This is a genomic window from Candidatus Thiodiazotropha sp. AKAK3 (assembly GCF_058244645.1).
In genome coordinates, this window is sequence record NZ_JBSYOQ010000048.1 from 62,117 (window position 1) to 83,135 (window position 21,019).

General features: G+C 48.7%; 20 protein-coding genes. 10 read left to right on the forward strand and 10 right to left on the reverse strand.

Annotated features, from left to right (window positions below; all coding sequences use genetic code 11):
- Positions 1-4 precede the first annotated feature (4 nt).
- Together AC4IE7_RS09580 and sbcB are read left to right on the forward strand one after the other, a co-directional pair.
- Positions 5-2,566: a TRAP transporter permease gene (locus AC4IE7_RS09580; protein ID WP_490776608.1), complete on the forward strand. Its 2,562-nt coding sequence runs from the start codon at positions 5-7 to the stop codon at positions 2,564-2,566.
- Positions 2,567-2,621: 55 nt separating this feature from the next.
- A complete protein-coding gene (gene sbcB / locus AC4IE7_RS09585; protein WP_490776609.1) occupies positions 2,622-4,058 on the forward strand; it encodes an exodeoxyribonuclease I in 1,437 nt (478 codons plus the stop codon).
- A 12-nt stretch (positions 4,059-4,070) separates the two neighbouring features.
- Here sbcB and AC4IE7_RS09590 read toward each other — a convergent pair whose 3' ends face one another.
- A complete protein-coding gene (locus tag AC4IE7_RS09590; RefSeq protein WP_490776610.1) occupies positions 4,071-5,219 on the reverse strand; it encodes a GGDEF domain-containing protein in 1,149 nt (382 codons plus the stop codon).
- A 97-nt stretch (positions 5,220-5,316) separates the two neighbouring features.
- Between AC4IE7_RS09590 and AC4IE7_RS09595 the strand changes: the two genes are divergently transcribed.
- Entirely contained in the window at positions 5,317-5,457 is a 141-nt protein-coding gene (locus tag AC4IE7_RS09595) for a hypothetical protein (RefSeq protein WP_490776611.1), read from the forward strand.
- 169 nt (positions 5,458-5,626) lie between these two features.
- On the opposite strand, the gene AC4IE7_RS09600 is transcribed toward AC4IE7_RS09595, so the two are convergent.
- Positions 5,627-5,911, reverse strand: a complete 285-nt coding sequence (locus tag AC4IE7_RS09600; protein WP_490776612.1) for a hypothetical protein — start codon at positions 5,909-5,911, stop codon at positions 5,627-5,629.
- 44 nt (positions 5,912-5,955) lie between these two features.
- A complete protein-coding gene (locus AC4IE7_RS09605) occupies positions 5,956-6,603 on the reverse strand; it encodes an ankyrin repeat domain-containing protein (protein WP_490776613.1) in 648 nt (215 codons plus the stop codon).
- A 219-nt stretch (positions 6,604-6,822) separates the two neighbouring features.
- On the opposite strand from AC4IE7_RS09605, the gene AC4IE7_RS09610 reads away from it, so the two are divergent.
- The 3 genes from AC4IE7_RS09610 to AC4IE7_RS09620 all read left to right on the forward strand — a co-directional run bounded on the left by AC4IE7_RS09610 (position 6,823) and on the right by AC4IE7_RS09620 (position 9,626).
- Positions 6,823-7,215 (forward strand): hypothetical protein, encoded by a 393-nt coding sequence (locus AC4IE7_RS09610; protein ID WP_490776614.1) that lies wholly within the window; start codon positions 6,823-6,825, stop codon positions 7,213-7,215.
- Positions 7,216-7,305: 90 nt separating this feature from the next.
- Positions 7,306-8,898: an NAD-binding protein gene (locus tag AC4IE7_RS09615; protein WP_490776615.1), complete on the forward strand. Its 1,593-nt coding sequence runs from the start codon at positions 7,306-7,308 to the stop codon at positions 8,896-8,898.
- Positions 8,898-9,626, forward strand: a complete 729-nt coding sequence (locus AC4IE7_RS09620) for a potassium channel family protein (RefSeq protein ID WP_490776616.1) — start codon at positions 8,898-8,900, stop codon at positions 9,624-9,626. Before AC4IE7_RS09615 ends, AC4IE7_RS09620 begins: the two co-directional genes overlap by 1 nt.
- 35 nt (positions 9,627-9,661) lie before the next feature.
- On the opposite strand, the gene AC4IE7_RS09625 is transcribed toward AC4IE7_RS09620, so the two are convergent.
- On the reverse strand, positions 9,662-10,015 hold the full coding sequence (locus tag AC4IE7_RS09625; RefSeq protein ID WP_490776617.1) for a hypothetical protein: 354 nt from the start codon (positions 10,013-10,015) through the stop codon (positions 9,662-9,664).
- A 108-nt stretch (positions 10,016-10,123) separates the two neighbouring features.
- On the opposite strand from AC4IE7_RS09625, the gene AC4IE7_RS09630 reads away from it, so the two are divergent.
- Positions 10,124-11,071 carry a DUF3108 domain-containing protein gene (locus tag AC4IE7_RS09630; protein ID WP_490776618.1) on the forward strand — a complete coding sequence of 316 codons (948 nt, stop codon included), beginning with the start codon at positions 10,124-10,126 and terminating at the stop codon, positions 11,069-11,071.
- Positions 11,072-11,079: 8 nt separating this feature from the next.
- Here AC4IE7_RS09630 and AC4IE7_RS09635 read toward each other — a convergent pair whose 3' ends face one another.
- The 4 genes from AC4IE7_RS09635 to AC4IE7_RS09650 are packed head-to-tail and all read right to left on the reverse strand — an operon-like array spanning position 11,080 to position 14,530.
- The gene (locus AC4IE7_RS09635) at positions 11,080-11,853 is read right to left on the reverse strand and encodes a hypothetical protein (protein WP_490776619.1); all 774 of its coding nucleotides are present in this window, start codon (positions 11,851-11,853) and stop codon (positions 11,080-11,082) included.
- Positions 11,850-12,719: a sterol desaturase family protein gene (locus AC4IE7_RS09640; RefSeq protein ID WP_490776620.1), complete on the reverse strand. Its 870-nt coding sequence runs from the start codon at positions 12,717-12,719 to the stop codon at positions 11,850-11,852. Before AC4IE7_RS09640 ends, AC4IE7_RS09635 begins: the two co-directional genes overlap by 4 nt.
- Positions 12,720-12,770: 51 nt before the next feature.
- On the reverse strand, positions 12,771-13,835 hold the full coding sequence (nadA, locus tag AC4IE7_RS09645; RefSeq protein WP_490776621.1) for a quinolinate synthase NadA: 1,065 nt from the start codon (positions 13,833-13,835) through the stop codon (positions 12,771-12,773).
- Positions 13,836-13,849: 14 nt separating this feature from the next.
- Positions 13,850-14,530: an NUDIX hydrolase gene (locus AC4IE7_RS09650; protein WP_490776622.1), complete on the reverse strand. Its 681-nt coding sequence runs from the start codon at positions 14,528-14,530 to the stop codon at positions 13,850-13,852.
- A 226-nt stretch (positions 14,531-14,756) separates the two neighbouring features.
- Here AC4IE7_RS09650 and AC4IE7_RS09655 point away from each other — a divergent pair, with 226 nt between their 5' ends.
- Complete coding sequence (locus AC4IE7_RS09655) at positions 14,757-15,623, forward strand: HDOD domain-containing protein (RefSeq protein ID WP_490776623.1); 867 nt, start codon at positions 14,757-14,759, stop codon at positions 15,621-15,623.
- Positions 15,624-15,635: 12 nt separating this feature from the next.
- Positions 15,636-16,817, forward strand: a complete 1,182-nt coding sequence (locus AC4IE7_RS09660; protein ID WP_490776624.1) for a sensor domain-containing diguanylate cyclase — start codon at positions 15,636-15,638, stop codon at positions 16,815-16,817.
- Between the two features lie 2 nt (positions 16,818-16,819).
- Here the strand turns inward: AC4IE7_RS09660 and AC4IE7_RS09665 are convergent, their stop codons facing one another.
- Positions 16,820-18,208, reverse strand: a complete 1,389-nt coding sequence (locus AC4IE7_RS09665; protein ID WP_490776625.1) for an integrin alpha — start codon at positions 18,206-18,208, stop codon at positions 16,820-16,822.
- A 204-nt stretch (positions 18,209-18,412) separates the two neighbouring features.
- Positions 18,413-19,930: a dynamin family protein gene (locus tag AC4IE7_RS09670; RefSeq protein ID WP_490776626.1), complete on the reverse strand. Its 1,518-nt coding sequence runs from the start codon at positions 19,928-19,930 to the stop codon at positions 18,413-18,415.
- 651 nt (positions 19,931-20,581) lie between these two features.
- On the opposite strand from AC4IE7_RS09670, the gene AC4IE7_RS09675 reads away from it, so the two are divergent.
- Complete coding sequence (locus AC4IE7_RS09675; RefSeq protein WP_490776627.1) at positions 20,582-20,977, forward strand: SCP-2 sterol transfer family protein; 396 nt, start codon at positions 20,582-20,584, stop codon at positions 20,975-20,977.
- Positions 20,978-21,019 lie beyond the last annotated feature (42 nt).

Genomic DNA, 21,019 nt, shown 5'->3' on the forward strand with positions numbered 1-21,019 from the left:
AGCTGTGAGTTGCAGAGATATGGTGCAGAAGAATAACCCAAATCAGCTGGAAATGGTCGAGGCTGTTGAATATGGTGGGAGGCGTCCCACAGGATTGACCAAAAAAATAGTCATGGGGACAGCGTTGAGTTGGGCACTGTTTCAGCTTTGGGTTGCCTCCCCCTTGCCTTTCAGTATTGGGTTTGGTGTATTTAATGACACAGAAACCCGCTCAATACATCTGGCATTTGCGATCTTTTTAGCCTATCTCTTTTTTCCCTTCAGACGCCATATCAGCCACGAAATCCCTTTAATTGACTGGTTGCTTGCGATCGCTTCTGCCTTCTGTGCGGCCTATCTGTTCCTCTTCTATGAAGCCTTGGCAGAGCGTGCTGGTGCCCCGTTATCGGTCGATGTCGGGGTTGCTGTGTTGGGTGTGTTACTACTGCTGGAAGCAACTCGTAGGGCCTTGGGTTGGCCATTGATGCTGATCGGAACCTGTTTTCTCGCCTACACCTTTGCTGGCCCCTGGCTGCCTGACCTATTGGCACATAAAGGTGCATCTTTGGAGCGGGTAGCTTCCCACCAATGGCTCTCAACCGAAGGGGTTTTTGGTGTTGCTGTCGGGGTCTCGGCAGGATTTGTCTTTCTTTTTGTCGTATTTGGCAGTCTGTTGGAGCAGGCTGGAGGAGGGCACTATTTTATTCGAGTTGCCTATGCGCTTGTGGGGCACCGAAAAGGGGGGCCGGCCAAAGCAGCGGTTCTGGCTTCCGGTTTAACCGGGATGGTTTCAGGCTCTTCCATTGCAAATGTTGTCACCACGGGCACCTTTACCATTCCTTTGATGAAAAGGATAGGCTTCTCCGCTGAAAAATCCGGGGCAATAGAGGTGGCGGCTTCAACCAATGGACAGATCATGCCTCCAGTGATGGGGGCAGCAGCTTTTCTCATGGTGGAGTATCTCAATCTCTCCTATCTGGAAGTGATCAAACATGCCTTTTTACCCGCCGTGCTGAGTTACATTGCTCTGCTCTACCTGGTCCACCTGGAAGCTGTCAAAGCGGGTATGCCTGCCGGGACTAAAGTGCATCAAGGCGGCATAGGTTCCCGCTTGCTGCGATGGGGGCTTACCCTTTCCGGTGTCGCTATCTTTTTCATGTTTGCCTATTGGCTGATCGGGATGGTTGATCAGCTGTTTGGTGAATATAGTTTCTGGGTAAGCAGTCTATTAATCCTGCTGTTTTATGGGCTGTTGATCTACGGCGAAGTGCGATTTGGATTGCGCCATAAGGATCAGGAATCATTTGAAGGCTTTACTCCAGGTCAGGCAGTGTTGGGTGGATTGCACTTCCTACTGCCTATTCTGGTGTTGGTCTGGTGTTTGATGCTGTTACGTCTCTCGCCCGCTACAGCGGTTTTTTACGCCATATGTTTGATGATAGTGATACAGCTCACTCAGCAAGCTCTGCGAGCACTCTATCGGGGTGGCGCTGTGGTGCAGGGGCTGAGGGAAGGCGCTATTTCACTGATTACCGGATTACAGAACAGTGCTAGAAATATGATTGGCATTGGTGTCGCCACAGCCACTGCAGGTATTGTTGTGGGTACAGTCAGTCTGACCGGCATTGGTCAGGTGCTGGGGGAGTTGGTTGAGGTTCTCTCTCTGGGATCGGTGACACTGATGTTACTACTCACCGCATTGATCTGCATGATTCTCGGCATGGGATTACCGACAACAGCCAACTATATTGTTGTGTCGACTCTAATGGCTCCTGTGATTGTTCAATTGTCTGCTTCCCATGGGCTTGATATTCCACTGGTTGCGGTGCATATGTTTGTCTTCTACTTTGGAATACTGGCAGATGACACGCCACCAGTTGGATTGGCAGCCTATGCCGCTGCAGGTATCTCAGGTGGTGATCCTATCCATACCGGATTACGCTCATTCTTCTACGATATCCGTACCGCCATTCTGCCCTTTATGTTTATTTTCAATACCGAGCTGTTGCTGATTGGTGTGGAAGGTGTTGTGGGTATTGTTATGATCGCTCTGCAGGGGATGATAGCCATACTGCTCTTTGTTTCCGCAACCCAAGGGTGGATGATAGTTCGAAATCGCTGGTGGGAGAGTCTGCTGCTGTTAGTGATTGCGTTCTCTCTGTTCCGCCCCGACTACTGGCAGGGGCAGTTTTTCCCTCAAGCGGTATGGCAACCGGCAAAAGATATTGAGCACTACATTGAAGATCTGCCTCAAGGTGAGAGAGTGAGCCTGCAGGTCGAGATTGAAGAGGAGAGTGGGACGCTTATCTCCAGGGATGTGGTTTTGACTCTACCAGAGCGGGGTGATGAAAGGCCTCTGCAAGCCTTGGGATTTGATACCGAGATTGAGGGTGATAGTCTCAGAGTGGTGGACATAGGTTTTATGAGTCCTGCTGAATCAGCCGGCCTTGAGGCGGGTTACACACATCAAATACAAGGCTTCTATAAACCACAGAAACAACCTGATCGGGCATGGTTCCTGATATTTCCTTTGGTTCTGCTGGCCTTTGTCTGGCTGGGTCAACAGCGGCGAAAAGGGGCTTCTTGATGCAAACCGGACAAGCGATTAAGGTGCCGGATAGACAACAGTAAGGGAAATATAGATGTCATTCAGTTTTTATTGGCATGACTATGAGACCTGGGGTGCTGATCCACGTCGGGACAGGGCCTCTCAGTTTGCCGGAGTACGTACCGATGAGGCGTTCAACCCGATTGGAGAGCCTCTAGTCATCTACTCTAAACCCAGTGATGATATGTTGCCTCAACCGGAGGCATGTATGATCACCGGGATTACGCCTCAATATGCTCAACAGCGGGGCTTGATCGAAGCAGAATTTATCCGCGCCATCCATCATGAGTTGGCGGCGCCGGGTAGCTGTGGCGTCGGCTATAACAGCCTACGTTTTGATGACGAAGTTACCCGGAATACCCTCTATCGGAATCTATACGATCCCTACGCAAGGGAGTGGCAGAATGGCGCTTCCCGCTGGGATATTATCGATATGGTGCGCGTGACCCATGCCTTGCGACCAGAAGGTATTGAGTGGCCGAAAAACGATCAGGGTGTCACCAGTTTTCGTCTTGAGGTGCTTAGTGCTGCGAATGGTATCGAGCATACTTCAGCCCATGATGCGCTGTCCGATGTCTATGCCACCATTGGTATGGCAAAACTGATTAAACAGCGTCAACCTAAGCTCTATGACTACCTGTTTCAGAGTCGTTCCAAGCAGGTGATTGCCGAGCGTTTAAATTTGCAGAGTCGTCAGGCTGTACTGCATGTTTCCTCCATGTACCCGGCAATACAGGGGTGTATTGCAATGGTAATGCCGTTACTGAGACATCCAACCAATCCGAATGGCGTCATTGTCTACGACTTACGCTTCGATCCTGAGCCTCTTCTCGCTCTAAGTGCCGATGAGTTGTATGAGCGTCTCTTCACCCCTAAAGAGCAGCTCCCGGAGGGTGTGGACCGGCTGCCATTAAAAACCATACACATCAATAAATGTCCGGTCGTTGTTCCATTGAATACTTTGACACCAGAGGCGGCTGAGCGCTGGCAGATCGATTTAACCCAAGGGGAGTTGTACAGACAACAACTGCTTATAGCGGATGAGTTAATAAAAAAGATCGAACAGATCCATAGTCGACGTGAGTTCGATCCAATTACAGATCCTGACCTGGCGCTCTACTCCGGTGGATTCTTTTCCAGAGATGACCGACAACGAATGGATAGGATCATCGGCAGTGATCCATCTGAATTGTCCACTTTCCCATTGCTGTTTGATGATCCCAGACTAGAGGAGATGTTGTTTCGCTATCGGGCAAGAAACTGGCCTGAACTACTGAATGAAGAGGAGCGAAGTCGTTGGGATGAGTACCGTCAAGATCGTCTATTGTCGGAGGAGGGAGGGGGTAGCATCATTCTGGAAGAGTATCTGCAGATACTCGACAGACTGGAGTCGGATTCGGAGTTGCCTGCGGATAAAAAGGCACTGGTGCCACAATTGTTGGCCTGGGCTGAGCAGGTTGCTCCACTATAGCCAATGGTCGGATCAGTGAATTGTCGTGGAGTCAGGAGCTGAATATTCCAGTTCACAGCCGTCGACATGTAAAATACCACCACGTCCATGTTCTGTTTTACTTCGATACATCGCTTTGTCGACAGATTCGATCACTGATTCCAGATCTCTGCCATGATCGGGATACTTACCCATTCCGATGGTGATACTGAAGTCGATCTTACTCTTCCTGGCATAGTCATCAATCGCCTGGCGGATACGTTGGGCCACCAGTTCACCACCTTGATTTGTAGTATCTGGAAGCAGCAGCAGGAACTCATCACCGCCATAGCGTGCCACCAAATCTTCGCTACGTAATATGCTTGCAATGCTGTCTGCTACCGCCGCCAGTACTTGATCGCCAATATTGTGACCATGGGTATCGTTGATGGCTTTGAAGCCGTCCAGGTCGGCGAATAAGACAACTACCCCATTCCCAAGCTCATCAGATTGGAATAGAGATGCAGAGCGCTCAATGAGGGCGCGCCTGTTAAGTAGCCCGGTCAAGGCGTCGATGTTGCGTTCGTGGGCAAGTTTGGTACGGGCAACCTCTATCTTTGCTGTCAGCGAGTAGGAGTAGAGCACAATGATCGCAAAGAAGAGAAGAAAAAAGATGGCACTGACTGAAAACAGGTTCACATAGTCAAATAAGCGTAGACTGACCACCACTATTGCCGCACTGAGGCTGCCCACTACAGCTTCACCGAATAGTCTCAGGCCATAGCGCATGCCATTGCCCAGGATGACCATCAGATAGACCAGAAAACCTGGTGAGCTGATCGTGGTGTCAGCCAGAACAGCAAAAGAAGCCATGGCAATATCCACCCACATAGTAAGGCGTTGGCGCCAGGGTGCGTGAGGTTCCCGTGAGGCGTGGTGCATGAAGTAGAGAATCTCCAGGCTAAACAGCCCGAAAACCAGATTGACCACCGTAAGGTTGGTCCAGTCGCGTATCTGCTCCTCGCCGCCAAAATTGAAATAGAGCACCGCCAGGAGACAAAACAGCAGTCGAGTCCAATATTGGGTGCGCTGGTCCTCCCAGGACATCCAGTTTTCAGTATTGCGTCGGTCTATCTGGTCTCTGCGACGCTCAATACCGGAGCGGCGATTATTTGCAGTCTGACCTCTATTAGTCTGGTTCACACCCTTACCTTATATTGCTTCTCCATGCGCTGTGCCACGACTATGAGTTTAGTCGCCATGAAGTGAAAGTCCAAAATAGATGAGGAGTTCAAGATTCTTGCAATCATACATCTACAAAACAGACAACAGAGAAAACCATCAATTCAAGGTGTTACTGTCTGCTACTGTTCTTGGAAAAATGGCTGAATGGCCCCGGATTCCTGATGCATTGGAGGAGGATGTACTCAGTCGCTATTAAGAGCGCCGAACCCACTGAACATCTGTGTGATTATGAGAACTGGCGGAGCTCTTTCATAGATTGCCAAACCGACCTGGGTCCGGTTTGGCAATGGTTGCGTTCTTGAATACTGAATTATCGATAAGTAGGGCGCAGCTGACAGCAGATCGCCCCAATAATCGTCCAGGATCTACGCTTCAGACCACTTTTGCAACGCATCAATAATGCCTTTTGCCTGATCTTTGCTGGAGATATTGAACTTGCTCTTCTGCATATATTCACCGTTACGTTTTTGGTAGCGGCGGATGGTGTATTTATCTGCGCTGTACTTTTCCTTGGCCCGGTCCCAATCTTGAAAACGGAAGATAATCGTGGTCCAAGCTCCTTTGGAGAGTACAACTTTGTCTAACTCTTTAACCACATCGATGCCGTCTTCTGTGTAGTTGATTGTCAGCTCTTCAGGTGTTGATGCCATAGTAGTGCGTAAATCCCATAAGTTATTGAAATAAAATGAATCCGTTAGCGACTCTCAGGGGCGCCAAACTGTTTTAGAATTCTAATGATGTCCTGGTTGTCTCGCTTTATTGCTAATTCCAGAGGCGTCAGTCCATCCTGGTTGGTGATCTCCAGACTAGCTCCCCTGTTGATCAGGTACTTTGCGGTAACCCGCTGTTCATTGAGAATCGCTGAATGGAGCGGAGTATTACCCTTATCATCAAGATTGTCGAGGGATGCACCATGTTTGATTAAAAAACTGATTACCTCCCGATCGGCGCTACCCAGCGCAGCAGTTATATGAAGTGCGTTGTCTGGATCCAGTTTGGCACCGCTCTTCAGCAAATACTCCGCTATGATTGGGTTTCGTGCGATCAGCGCATAGATCAGGGGGGTATGTCCCTGCTCATCAAGTGCTTCCAGGTTGGCCTGATGTTTGACCAGGATTCGACTCATCACCAGGCTGCCTTTTCGGGCGGCAATATGGAGCGGGGTCAAACCATCTGCACCCGCCTGGTTAACATCAGATCCCCAATAGAGATTTCGCTCCAATTGATCGATATCGCCTATATGTACAGCGCGGGAAATATTGATTGTCGGCTCCGGCTGCTTGCTGCAACCGAACAACAGAATCAAACAGAGACTAAAAATAGTTGGGAATTTATATAACATACCTATGGATAGTAAATCCTTCACCACTTAAGCTGCAAGCATCGTGATTATATTCAGTTTGAGATCTGCCATCACTGTACTCACTATCGTTAATCATTTAGGATCGGTTAACAACGTGTTCTGGGTAAGGCTTTTTTAGCCTGATATCCAGAATCGACGACTAACCTGGATCTCTAAAACGACCAATTGCTGAATAGACCATATATATGAATCCCGATTGTGTTTAGCAAGATACTACTGACACTGGCAGTGATAGGCGTGGCGTGGCTTGTGATACGCCAGCGCCAGCAACGAATGTCGGATATTCCTCAGCACTCTCCTCCAGCTCTCATGCCCGGGTCATCGAATAGGCCGATCAAATGGCTGAGCTATGGGGTTTTGGCGCTGATGCTGAGCGCAAGTCTCATATATTTTGGTTTGGATATCCAGCAGGGTTACCGACTTGTAACTGTTAAAGTCATCGATGCCCAATCTGGCAGAAGCGTGAGCTACATTGCGAGACGCAAAGATGTGGACGATCGCTATTTCATAACACAGGATGGTCGCGAGATCCTGGTGGCAGAGGGTGAACGTATTGAGCTTTCGCCCCTTGATGGTGAACACCTTCCCTGACTCTTTGACGCTGCAGTCTCCAGGATTTAGCTTCTCTGCCGATAGATCCAGAGAACAGATTCTTTACCCTTGGTGGAATTTTCAGCGCTTATGTCCTTTGCTCATCAAGTCATAAAATATTGCTATATTCTAGAAGATTCAAGCCGTTATAAAAACCTCAAAAGCGCGGTATTCAATCTTCTGCAGAATCCCAGGGCACCGATTCGCCCCTATTTCGATATTTTTATGATTATGCTGGTTCTGCTGAGTGTCTGGCTGTTGATCTATGAGGTTAAAAACGACCTGGGTAACCTGGGTGACATGATTGAGATCGGGGCGGTCACTATATTCGTCATTGAATATCTGTTGCGATTCTGGATATACAACGATAGCCATCGGGTGATTATCGAACGTTATGAGCGGGCAGAGTTCATCAACGAGCCCTTTCATGTCGGGTCTGCAATTCGGCATGCTGTACTCGGTAAGTTGAGGTACGCCATCCAGCCACTGGCGATTATCGATCTATTGGCGATCATTCCAAGTTATCGTCCCCTCAGATTCCTGAGAATCTTTCTACTGTTCAGATTGTTCAAACTGTTTCGCTACACCCGTAGTATCAGTGAATTCGTAAAGGTTCTGTCTGAAAAACGAATTGAGTTGGTGACCCTATTCATTTTTATGGCGTTCATCACCTTCACCGCCGCTACAGCGATCTTTTTCTTTGAGGCTGATCATGAAGGTACTCAAATCGAGGGCTTTTTTGACAGTGTCTATTGGGCATTGGTTACCATGTCGACTGTGGGGTATGGTGATATCACGCCGCACACCACAGAAGGTCGGGTAATTTCTCTGGTTTTAATCATCGCCGGTCTGGGGGTGATCTCATTTTTTACATCAATCATCGTTTCGGCATTTGGTGAGAAGATTCATGAGATACGGGCTCACCGGGTCTACTCAGAAGTGGAACGGAAGCATGTTGATACCCTGGTCTGTGGTTTTGGCCGTGTGGGACAGGTCGTTGCCGAGCGGCTGGCGGAGGATAAGCGATCCTTTGTGGTTGTGGATCCGCTTGAAGAGAATATCAGACTTGCCAAGCAGCGCGGTTATTTAGCAGTGCTTGGGAATGGAGAGGATAACGATCTTCTATTGAGTGTGGGTATAGATACCCGCATCAAAAGACTCCTCTGCTTAACCGGGGATGATGTTGTGAATGTCTACATTACCCTGATTGCACGACAGGCCAATCCCGAAATTGAGATTGTCTCCCGCTCAAATCACCGGGAAAACGTGAATAAGCTCTATCGCGCAGGGGCAACTCACTGTGTTGCGCCCTATGAGGTCTTTGGTTTGATTGCAGCTGAATATGCAGGTCAACCGGTAGCTTTTGAAGCGGTATATGGGTTACTGACCAGACAGACCAGTGAGGGCATCGAAGCAGTACGCATCAAGCCGACGAGTTCCCTGGTTGGGCAACGTATGGATGAGATCGATTTCAAGCAGAGAAAACTTACCCCATTTGGTGTGATTCGCGAGGGTGAGTGTGAGACTGATGAGGCGTTGGGTCATTTCAATTTGAAGGGGCGTGGCTTTTACTTTAATCCTAAAGGTGATTTCACTCTTATGGCTGATGATCTATTGGTATTGATCGGCCATGAATATAGCGTTATTCATCTGCGTGAATGTCTGGAACGGGGGGTCTTGTAATGGGAAGACGAGATACCTTGATATTCGGTTGCAGTGCTTTGGGTCATGAGGTGGCGATGCAGTTATCCGATCGTGACATAGAGGTCTACCTCTACAGTAATAACCTGGATGAGGTTGGTTCACTGCTGGCGAAAGGATTGCAGGCAGGTGTGATCGACTACACGGATGACGAAAAGCTGTTGGGTATCGGCATTGGGGATTGGGTGAAAACAATTTTTTGTCTCTTTGCCGAAGAACCAAACAACCTATTTTTGACTCTATCGGCTCGGGCACTCGATCCCGATTTGAAGATTGTATCTGTGTCGGAATCTGTTGAATCCAGTAAACGACTATTGGCTGCAGGGGCAACAAAGGTGATAGACCCCTATGAAATCAGTGGCCAACGGGTGCATGAAATCATTGAGCGACCCTATCTGGTTGAGGTGCTTGAAAACACGCTATTTGGTAAAGCAATCGATATTGCAGAAATTGAGATTCCTGAGAAATCGGTGCTTTCCGGTATGCAGTTGAGCGATTTACAATTGGAGAAACGCTATAACCTGATTGTGCTGGGTGTGGTTGATCTGGAGTTGGGGAATCAGCTGATCTTTTCCAATAGTGGTGTTGACCACCGGCTTGATGCTGGTGATATCCTGGTTGTCATAGGCCATGTGAGTGAGATCAGCCGCTTAAGAGAGGGGGTGTTAGGCAATCAGCCGGAACCCTTAAGCGGTTTAGATGATCAATAGGTATGTGGCGAGCAGGTATAGAACTTACCACTAGATCAGGCTGGTGCACTTGCCAGTAGATTAGCTAGCGGCTTGGTAACTTGCGCTAATTGAGCTTCAGCGGCCGATTCTGGTGAACTGGTAATCTGTTGTACCAGCGTATCCAACAGCGAACGTGCCTGCTGTGGTGTGGAGATGGCGGCAGCTGATGCAGTGCGGGATGTTTCCATTTCATAGAGCTGGCGTGCATTGTCGATATCAACGGTGGATCGGCTACTGGTTGAAGCCTGGGTCTCTTGTACGGACTCTCTGCTGCTTCCTACCTGTTCCGATTTTGTCTCGGCACTGGACTGGCTGGATCTATCTGTCGCGGTTTGAATGGTTTTTTCGCTGTTGACAGGGTTTATCATGACTTTTAATCCTCTCGAGACAAAAAATTGACGCTTAATGCTCTGGTTTACTAAGTTATGCACTATTCTGCGAGAAACGTGCCAACAGGGCTTTGTCGAGTATAGTCAATGAGGGGTCGGCAAACACACCAGGGGATGATTCTGCGAATTGAAGCCCTATTTATGACCTTGATACTTTGGGGGACGAGCGCCGTAGTTGGGGCTGCAAGTCAACCTATGCTTGGCGAAAACCTGGAGTACACGCTGAAGTTCCGTGGCTTGATAACTGGCTATGTGGAGCTGGATATCGCCAAAATGACCTTAGAGGTCGAACAGGATATGGGTGAGGTGTTTGATTCTCCAGCCTATATCACTAATCTGCAAGTCACGACTGAACCCTATTCGAAAGCTGAGATGCTCTATCCAGTTCGACTCAAATACCGGAGTTGGTTGGATGCTCATAAACTGCATCCCTTAATCGCAGTCAAAACTCTAAAAGCAAGGGTCGAGCGAGAGGAGTTTTTCTTGTTCGACCGGAAATCGGGACAGGCCTTTCACTATCAGACAGGTGAGGATGAGGTGGTTGAGCCGGAAATTCCCCCGCTACAACTGCGACCGGTAACCACACTCACTCAAACAGAGTGGAGCGCCCTGACACAGACTCAAGCCATCGAGATGAAGGGAGAAGATGCTTTAGACTACATGGGATTGATACATCGTTTGCGAGGCATGCCGCTTGAGAGTGGGAGTCCAATAGAGTTTTCCACATACAACGGCAAGGAGATCGAGTGGTTCCGAATTGATGTGAGTCGTGAACGTCTGCTGCGGGCGGGTTGGGATCGAGAGACCTTCAAGCTTAAGTTAAGGGAGATCGACCCGGAAAATGGGGATCTAGGTGAGGCGGTGCACCTTTGGATGAGTGATGATGATCAACGCCTGCTGTTGCGTTTTTATGCTGAGCGAACCTTTGGCGCCATGGAGGGTATCCTGGAAACAGGTCGTCCTGTGGATCAACAGCAGTCCGAAGGGCTCTCCGATGCTACCAAGTCATCAATGGAGACCTATCTGGATTTCTGAGCCGATGGCTAGTCTTCTGATATCTTAAATTGTGCCTTTCCCTGGCTCTCTTTCTCATCCCCTTCGATAATCTTCAGATGATCCAGGTTGGGTATAGGGGCAGCCTCCACTGGGGTTTGGCAATCCTCCAGGCTACCCTGATTGGCGGCTGAGAGTGAGAGATCGTTGGTGTCGATGATTGGCGGCTCAGGCGGTGTCTGGTCGTCCAGATTGTCATCTGAGCTATCCAGTTCCAGGGCAGTTGTGTCTATTTCGAGGGGTTCTGGCTCCTCTGTTTCATCCAGTAGAGCGCCTGGCTTGGTCAGGTCGAGAGCGCTGATATCGGGTATCTTCTGGGGGGCGGTCTCGGTTGTACAATCTGACAGGTCGAAACCCTCATTTGAGGAGAGGGGGTAGTCCGGAGCAATGATCTCCCTATGAGGGGGCTCTTCAGGAACCTCAAGCGGGCCATCTGCCAGGGTGAGTGTCTCCGTTGTAGCTGCAGTGGGGGCGGTCTGAGTCTGCTGAGGACGAGCAGCTGCTGGCGGTTTAGGGAGTGGTGCAGGTTGACCTGCGGGTACGATATCCACGAGTCCTCCAGCATCCCGGAAGGCAACACGGAATTTTATTGCCCGATCCATGTCGACGCCCCGTTTAATCGGCATAGGCTTACCGCTGAAAAGACGCTCCAACCGATCCCCTTCCAGTTTGAACATGGCGCCGATCTTGCGCTTGACCTTTTCTGGATCACTGTCTTTGAGCAGTGCACCCGAAAAGTAGACGTCATAGGTCTCTAAACTCACTGACTATCTCCTTGGTTTGGCCAGGATCTATCTTGAATATTATACTCGTCACTTCCCTGGTGATCCTTTAGAAAAGGTAGTCTCAGCATACCAGGCAATTTTGTGATCAGGTTTGGGTTCTGCAAAGATCCAACCCCGATTTTCATCTGTTGATGACCAAGCTGAGGCTGCGCGATATAGGTGCCCATGAGTCGATCCCAGATAGATAGGTTAAATCCAAAATTGCTGTTGGTCTCCTTTGGGATAACCGAGTGGTGAACTCTATGCATATCCGGTGTCACAACCAGCCAGCGTAAGATCCGGTCGAGTCGTGCTGGAAGGGATACATTGCCATGGTTGAACATCGCCATACTGTTTAAAACCACTTCAAAGATCAACACCGCTATCACAGAAGGGCCCAGCGCTGCGATGGTGGTGATTTTGATCAACATTGAGAGCACTATTTCAATTGGGTGAAAACGGGCGCCTGTCGTCAGATCGTAGTCTGGATCGGCATGGTGTACTCGATGTAGACGCCACAAAGCGGGAATGGCGTGCACCATCACATGTTGCAGATAGATCACCAGATCCATCAGAATAACTGCAATCACCACACTCAGCCAGAGCGGAAGGTTGACCTCATTCAGCAGTCCCCAGCCCTTTTCCTCGATGAATGCGGCAAACCCTACCGCAGCAGTAGGAAAGAGAAGACGCAGTAAAAGAGTGTTGAGGATAACAATGCCGAGGTTTGAGCTCCAGCGGCGGCTTCGGGTAAAGATAAGCTGGCGACAGGGTATGAAAAACTCCCAAACTGCCATGGCTGCAAAGATAGCAACAAAGATACTCAGGCGAATTGTCAGTTCATACTCGAGAATGAAGTCAGTCATGGTCTATTAATTATATATGAGACATTAGCAGTGAATGACTGTAGTAGAAAATCAGGCATTGCCTTTATCCTTCATACCGATACCTTGTTGAGCTGCGAAGTCGAGCATGCGTTGTATGGGGATGACAGCCTGTTCACGTAGCTCAGGATCTATCTCAATCTGATTTGCACCAGAGTCCAGAACCCGATTGAGGTTCTGTAGTGCATTCATGCCCATCCAGGGGCAGTGTGCACAGCTGACACAGGTCGCTCCTTCACCGGCGGTTGGTGCTTCGATGAGCGTCTTCTCCGGAGCCATCTGCTGCATTTTGTAGAAGATGCCCCCGTCAGTGGCAACGATGAACTCCTTGTTATCCATATCGGATACCGCTTTGATCAGAGCTGTCGTCGAACCGATCACATCGGCTTGTTGAATTACATTTTCCGGAGATTCCGGATGCACCAATACAGCAGCATCGGGATGCAGACGCCGAATACGTTCCAATGCAACAGCCTTGAACTCTTCATGTACAACACAGGAGCCTGGCCACATCAGCATATCTGCACCTGAAACACGCTGCACATAGCTACCCAGATGGCGATCAGGGCCCCAGAGAATCTTTTTGCCCTGGGATGCCAGATGCTTGACGATTGGCATTGCTATACCAGAGGTAACCACCCAGTCGGAGCGAGCCTTGACCTCTGCGCTGGTATTGGCATAAACCACCACGGTATGTTCGGGGTGAGCATCGCAGAAGGCACTGAACTGATCTGCAGGACAGCCTTCATCCAGTGAACAGGTTGCATTCAAGTCGGGCATGATGACCCGCTTTTCCGGATTGAGTATCTTGGAGGTCTCACCCATGAAGCGAACCCCGCAGACGACCAATGTTTCCGCATCCTGGGCTGCACCGAACCGGGCCATTTCCAGAGAGTCGGCGACACAACCTCCACTCTCTTCGGCTAGCGCCTGAAGGTCAGCATCGGTGTAGTAGTGCGCAACCAGAACCGCATTTTGCTGGCTCAGTTTCTCTTTAATCTGAGCTTTGAGCTGCAGTTTTTCCTGCTCTGTCAGAGTTGGCCACTGAGGGTGTTCAGGGACCTTGATATCAGGCAGTTTCAAAGATTCAACATTCATGAAAATCTCGTTATCTATTTGATGATCTCAACCTGTGTCGGGTTGATGACTTGGTAGTTTTTTGCAGGACGATGATTTCCCAGGCGGGAATATTCACCTGTCTCACGGATAATGTTACGGGCAAGAATGCCTTTACGAAAATTTCGTTTATCCAGGTTTTCGTTCAATAGGACTTCATAGACAGACTGCAGCTGGCTCAGTGTAAAGCTATCCGGGAGCATCTGAAATGCAATCGTAGTGTAGCCCAGCTTGGCAATCAGGCGTTTTCTTGCCCTGTCGATAATGTCAGCGTGATCGAATGCCAGGTCAGGTAGCTTGTTGATGGGGAACCATGCGGTTTTGGCTGCATCGCTGGATGCCTTGGGGCTCAGATGATCTGAAGGAGTTAGGGCAAAGTAGGTAACGCTGATTACTCTTTCCCGTGGATCTCTAAGCGGGGCACCGAAAGTACCGAGCTGCTCCAGGTAGACGCCTTCAATACCGGTCTCCTCGTTTAACTCACGTTTAGCACAAGCTTCCAGGTCTTCGTCGATATCAAGAAAGCCACCCGGTAGGGCCCACATACCCTGAAAGGGGGGATTTTTCCTCTCTATCAGCAGTACAGACAGGATATTCATCTGGATGGTGAATAGTACAACATCAGTAGTCACTGCTGGATGTGGGTAATCGTAGTTGTATCTCTTCTGCAGATTCATCTCAAAACTGTGTCGCGAAAAAATTGACCTTGCTCTGTTTTAGGTCAGATAAGGAGTCTCACAAAGGGGGCTGATATGGAGAAATGGTACACTTGTTAGTGTATTAAGTACACCATCACAGAATTGAAAGCCTTAGTTAAATAGAGGGTTAAAGATCAAGCTTTTGTCGCCGCTAGAAGTGTAAGGATGAAACGACTACTTCAACCCTGACTATTACTATAAATCTATGCAAACGGCCCAACAAGCGAAAGAACAGATTCTAAAGCTGCAGCATCTGCCACCACTTTCAGCGACTGCTACTCGCCTGCTTACTCTATTGAGTGAAGAGGATCTGGCGCTGAATAAGCTGGCCGAGGTCATCAATCAGGATCCGGGATTGGCTGCCAGGATTCTGGGGCTTGCAAACTCTGCCTATTTTGGACAGCAAAATCCTGTGCTCAAGGTTGAGGATGCCATAATCCGCGTATTGGGGCTGAACATGGTAAAAAGTCTATCTTTCAGCATTGCGGTGAGCGGCGCCTTCGATATTTCCGGCTGTCACCATTTTGATTTAAAACGCTACTGGCGTGATTCCCTCTATTTGGCCACCCTTGCCAGGCAGCTCTCACTCAAGAGCACTATGGATGATCGTTCAGACCCGGATGCAGTCTACTTGGCAGGACTACTATTAAATATTGGTGTTTTGGTGCTGGTACACGTTTTTCCTGAGCTATATAGCAAAGTCATACAGATTTCGCGTCAGCAAGGTAGTGATGCAGATATTATTGCGCTGGAAAATGAACATATAGGCATCAATCACTGTGAGGCTGGTGCCTGGTTAGCTGATAGATGGCATTTGCCAAGTCTGATTGTGGCTGTGATTTCACAGATGAGTCAACAGGTTAGGGATGAACATAGTAAAGAGGTCATCCTGGTCGGCGCTGTCTCCTGCTGGCTAAACCACACTGATGAAGATGGAGCACTGGTTAAGCAGTGTAGATCAACACTATCTGATTGTTGTGGATTGTCAGCAGAATCGCTAGACCATATCAAGGCAGGTTTTTTGGACAAGGAAGATGAGATCAAATTAATTGCCAATTTGTTGGCGAGTTGACAGGAGCGTCAGATGGATCTTTCGTTTAACCAGACCTCGATGGACTTAAGAGAGCGCTTCTTCAGCTTACTGGATTCCCTATCTGCCCTGAGGGCACTTTCTCAAATAAATATTGAACGAGTCACTGAAGACGAATTGCTGGCTAAGGCCTTGGATGAGCTGGTGCGGTACCAGAATATCGACAACTGCTCAGTATTTCGATTGGAAGATGGGGTGCTGAATTGTGTGGTCGGGCGAAGCATGGTTGAGTCCCATGCTGAGATCATCGGCACAGCGAATGCTAAATCTCAGCAACAAACTATGCAGTTCAAGTCGGGTGAGGGCATAGTTGGGGTAGCTTATGCCACAGGGCAATTGCAATACTGCAGGGATTGTGGCCAGAGTCATGATTTTATAGCTCACAGACATCAGGGATCTGAAATGCCCGGCTCATTGATCAGTGCGCCGATAAAGATGGGGGAGTTGGTTCTTGGTGTGCTCAATGCTTCACATCCGATGCCGGAGTATTTTGAACCTTGGCAGCAGCATACTTTAAGTCTGTTTAGTAGCTGCTTGGGGCAGATTATATACAACCACCGTATGCTGCATGAGCTGGAGTTGCTGGTTGATCAGCGAACAGATGATCTTGCTAAGGCTCTCGATGAGGCCAACAGACTGCGCAAGCGTTATCAGCAGCTTTCAATGGTTGATGAGTTGACCGGTTTAAATAACCGACGCTACTTCTTTAATGAAGCTGAAGCGCAATTGTCACGGGCTATTCGCTCGGAGCAACCTTGTAGTCTGATGCTGATAGATGTCGACCACTTTAAGCGAGTCAATGATCAATGGGGGCATTTGGTTGGTGATCAGGTTTTGGCTGCTATATCGAGGATATTGTTAGAGGAGGCTCGAGGTGGTGATCTGGTTGCCAGGGTTGGTGGTGAAGAGTTTGTGATCCTTTTGCCAGAGGCAGGGATCGAAGGTGCAGATCTGATGGGGCAGCGAATTCAAGAGCGCTTGACTAACCTCGAGACCGGTGGCGTTCGCCCTAATGTTAATTTAACGGTCAGTATCGGTATCACAGGGTTGCCGAAAGATCCTGATCAAGCATTAACCCCTGGCCAACTGGTAGACCAACTCTACTCTCAGGCGGATCAAGCCATGTATGACTGCAAGCGTGATGGACGTAACCAGAGAAAGCGCTTTCAGGGTTGATATTACTGATTCAGCGATGATAGCGAACCGAAGATGATACCCTCACTGGTGTCATAGTGTGTTTCGGTTGGCCCTAAAAAGAGAATCCAGGTGGCACCCTTATTGTTGCCGCCACTATCATCCAAACGGGCACCCACTGCCAGATCCGTATGGTCATCACCATTGAGATCACCAAGATTGGCTAAAGCACCGCCAAACTGATCCCCATCATTGAGGCTACCATCAAAATCCCCTTCAGTGTCTGAGATCTTCGATGCAGAGACAATTTCACCGTCGCCTTGCATGAACAGTACCCATGCAGCGCCGCGATCACTTCCACCATCGTCACTCTGTTTTGCGCCGACGATAAGATCATCGTAGTTATCATTGTTGAGGTCGCCGATGTTCACCAGGGCACTGCCAAATTGATCGCCGTTACTGAGTTGATCCTCTAAGCCCCCGCGGTTATGCGAAATTCTTTTTAATGAATCGACAGTACCATCGCTGTTCAAGAAGAGAATCCATACTGCACCGCGATCACTGCCACCATCATCGTTTCCACTGATACCAACTGCAAGGTCTGTCACGCCGTCACCATCGAGGTCACCGATGGCAGAAACAGCACTGCCAAAATGGTCCCCATCCTCTGGATCCCGCTCGAGGTTTCCTTCTTCTGAAGAGATTTTCTGGGTTGCACTGACAGTGCCGTCGCTATTCATGAAGAGAATCCACACCGCGCCCCGGTCAGTGCCGCCATCGTCATCATTGGGTACGCCGACAGCGAGATCATCTATGCCATCATTGTTGAGATCTCCGATATTGGCCAGTGCGTGACCGAATTGGTCATCGGTATCAAGATTTCCTGTGAATTGACCTGCATCTTCTGAGATCTTCTGATGGGATTCCACGCTACCGTCGTCTTTCAGAAACAGCACCCATAGCGCACCATGGTTTGTGCCGCCATCGTCGTCCATAGGGGCGCTGACAACAATATCTTTGAAACCATCATTATTCAGATCGCCAACTGCCGCAATAGCGCTGCCGAACTGGTCATTATCATCCAGGTCGCCATCAAAATCCCCCTTGTCACTGGAGATCTTTTGCTGGTAATCGACTTGACCATCATCGTCCAGAAAAAGCACCCAGACAGCACCGCGATCTTGGCCATCGTCATCATCGTAGGGGGCGCCAACAGCGAGATCGATGACGCCATCGCTCTCCAGGTCACCAATATTGGCGACAGCAGCTCCGAATTGATCTCCATCATCGAGATCCCCAGAGAATTGACCGCTGCGATCAGAAATTTTCTGATCAGATTCGACTTCCTTGGTATATGTCTCTTTGCAACCGGAAAGGATTATTATCAACCCAAGGGCCATAGCAAAGAGGGTAGGTAGAGGATATTGTTTCATATCGTTCAGAAGCCATTCAGTTCCATTGTAGTTTCATCATAGACTCTATCACGATGAGCGCAGTTCGTAAGCAATATAAGAACTGTGCGAAGCGTCACGATTATAGATGAGAGGGTTGCAGCTCCATCGTAACGAACACAGACAAAGCAACCAACACAAAGGGTGTCCAGGCTACACCCCTTGCATGGCATGAAAAGAGATCTGTCAGGCAGAGCCCGTTGGGTTCTCTTGTGGTGTTTCACTCGCAGTCATTGTCTCTTCCTGGGACTCTGCAGCAAGGAGCTTCTCACTGCCTGAAGGATTGGTAAATTGATCATTCAGGGTCTGGATATAGGTATCGGTTGTCTGCACTACATCTTGCAACTGTTTGCGGGATTTTCTTCCCCAGCCGGCTGGCTTTTTACTGAAAATAGAACGCCAGGGTTTTGTGCTACGAATAAAAGCGCCGACCGGATTACTCTTTAAACCCAGCTGAGATGCCTTTGCCCGAAGACCCTTCAGTAGCGATCGAGATGCAAGGCCACGAATGGTGAAATGGATTGCGCCTAAAGCAATCACCAGCAAAGCCAGGAGTGCCCAGGGGAGGATTTTATTGGCGTCAGCAGCGAGCCAGGGTGGCTGAAAACTGAAGCCCTGCCAATACCCAGCATTGATCGAGTAGATCAGCAGCGCAAAAAATAGGCCGCCCATGATAACTGCATCACCGATAAGAACCCTTTTTCTCCATTTGTCGAGTGTGGCGGAGATCAGGGGTACACATCGTTCTTCAATATCTCTGGCGGTCTTCTCAAGTGCGCCTACAATACGATAGGCGCGTTCGATCTCAACCTCCTCCATGCGGCTGTGGATTTCACTCAGATCGATATCCCGTTTTGTCTCATATCGTTGACGAAGTGCTTCGTCTTCAATAGGCACAGCAGCATCAGGATTATAGACAGCATAGAAGCGGCCGGCAGTCAGGCCTCGCTCGCCAAGCGCCCTTTGCCAGGCGGCAATTACATCCTCAGGATTGTTCTCCCTTGCGGTGGTATCTATCTGATTCAGTATATAGAGGAATTTCCCCGTATCATTACGATGAATGGTTCGCTCTATGAGATGGCTCAGGGTGTCTTGCATAGCCCCCGGTTCAGGGTGGCGGGCATCAAAAAAGACCAGCACCAAGTCAGATAAGTCGATGATATGGTCGGTGATACGCAGCGTGGATGTACGCTGGGCATCTGCATCGAATCCGGGGGAATCGATCAGTATTTTGCCCCGAAGTTTCTGACTGGGGCAGGTTTTGAGCTGTAGATAGGCATCAATTCTATCCCCTTCACCTTTGGCAACCTTTTCTATCTCATCCGACATCTGATAGAAGGGAAATCTTGGATCAGAATCCAGGGCAACGCCAGGCAGTGCGTGTGCCGTGGCCTCTTTGCTGTAACAGATGACTGTGAACTTGTCATCCACGGCCTGGTTCCCTGATCGCTGAATCTTGTCGCCAATATAGTGATTGATAAAAGTTGATTTTCCCGCCGAAAAGGTGCCGAGGATCGAAATCAGAGGCCACCAGGGGATCTGGGTTGCAAAAGAGCTGTCACCCTCCATAAGCCCCATACGGAAAGCGACTGCGTCGAGTACTCTAAAGCTTTGCACTGTGCTGAGGAGAATAGGGTTTTCCTGTTCCAGGTGGGTTTCAAGGTGTTTGAGACGTGCCTCTATGACCTGTCCTGCTGGATGCATGTTTTTCTTGCTCCTCTATAACGAATGTAGATTTTATCCGGCAACATCAATTGTTTCGATCAGCAATAATCTGTCAGAAACCAGAGAATTATTCTCTATTCAATACTATCAAAATGTCAGCTGCTTCAAGAATATAGTTACTTTGCAATATGTGGATAGACAAGAATAGCCGGTAGTGGCGGCATATTCTTTACCGACAACATTCGTGAAGCCTTACTAATCAGACCTTGTGAATATTGTCCGAGCCTATGAAACGTCGAATAGTATAAAACACAACACCAGCTTAGACTAAGTTGACTTTCCTGGTGAGGATATCTTAAGGCTGATATCGACAGATGTATGATTATTCTCCCGAGATGCTTGTTGTTTAAATCTGCCGGCTCTAAAGAATTAATACTATTGAAAAGATGTCTCTCTAGAATAGTGACAAATTAGTTAAATTTAGGGCTGATAGAAGCATGATATCTCGTTGATTTGAAATGGTATATAATCAAATTCTAATATATTTAACCAAATGATATATAGGGCTTTCTTACTAAAATCCCCGGTTGCATTGCCCGATCCCTTCAGAGATACTGGGAGGTTCTCAAATAGGGTTAGGTTTCGCCCATAACATAAAAAAATAAGTCAGAGAAATTTGTGGAGGTTGTAATGGCTGAATTGTTCTCGGATGGTTGGATGAGTGAGTTTGCGACCCATTGGAATGCTGAGCCGGATTTATCCGATGCTTTGTCTCAAATCGGTTTCAGCAGTGTCATTGGGTATGGATTTGATGGTGATGGTGAACCCAAAGGTGTGTTGACCATTGAAAATGGGAAAGCAGTTTCTGGTGAAGCATTCAACGGACAGACTCTAAACTGGGATATACGTGCTACTGAAGATCAGTGGCGCAAGTGGATGGCTAAGCCACCAGGAATGATGGGCTTGGGTATGGCATTTACCTCCAGAAAAATGAAATTCGTTATTGGCGACTACTCGTCAATGATTAAAGATCCACGCATGGCTGGCCCCTTCATCAAGAGTTTCTCTGTGATGGGGCGTGTCTGAAAACTGTTATAAATGTCAATCTTCCTTCCTTTCGCGTGTAAC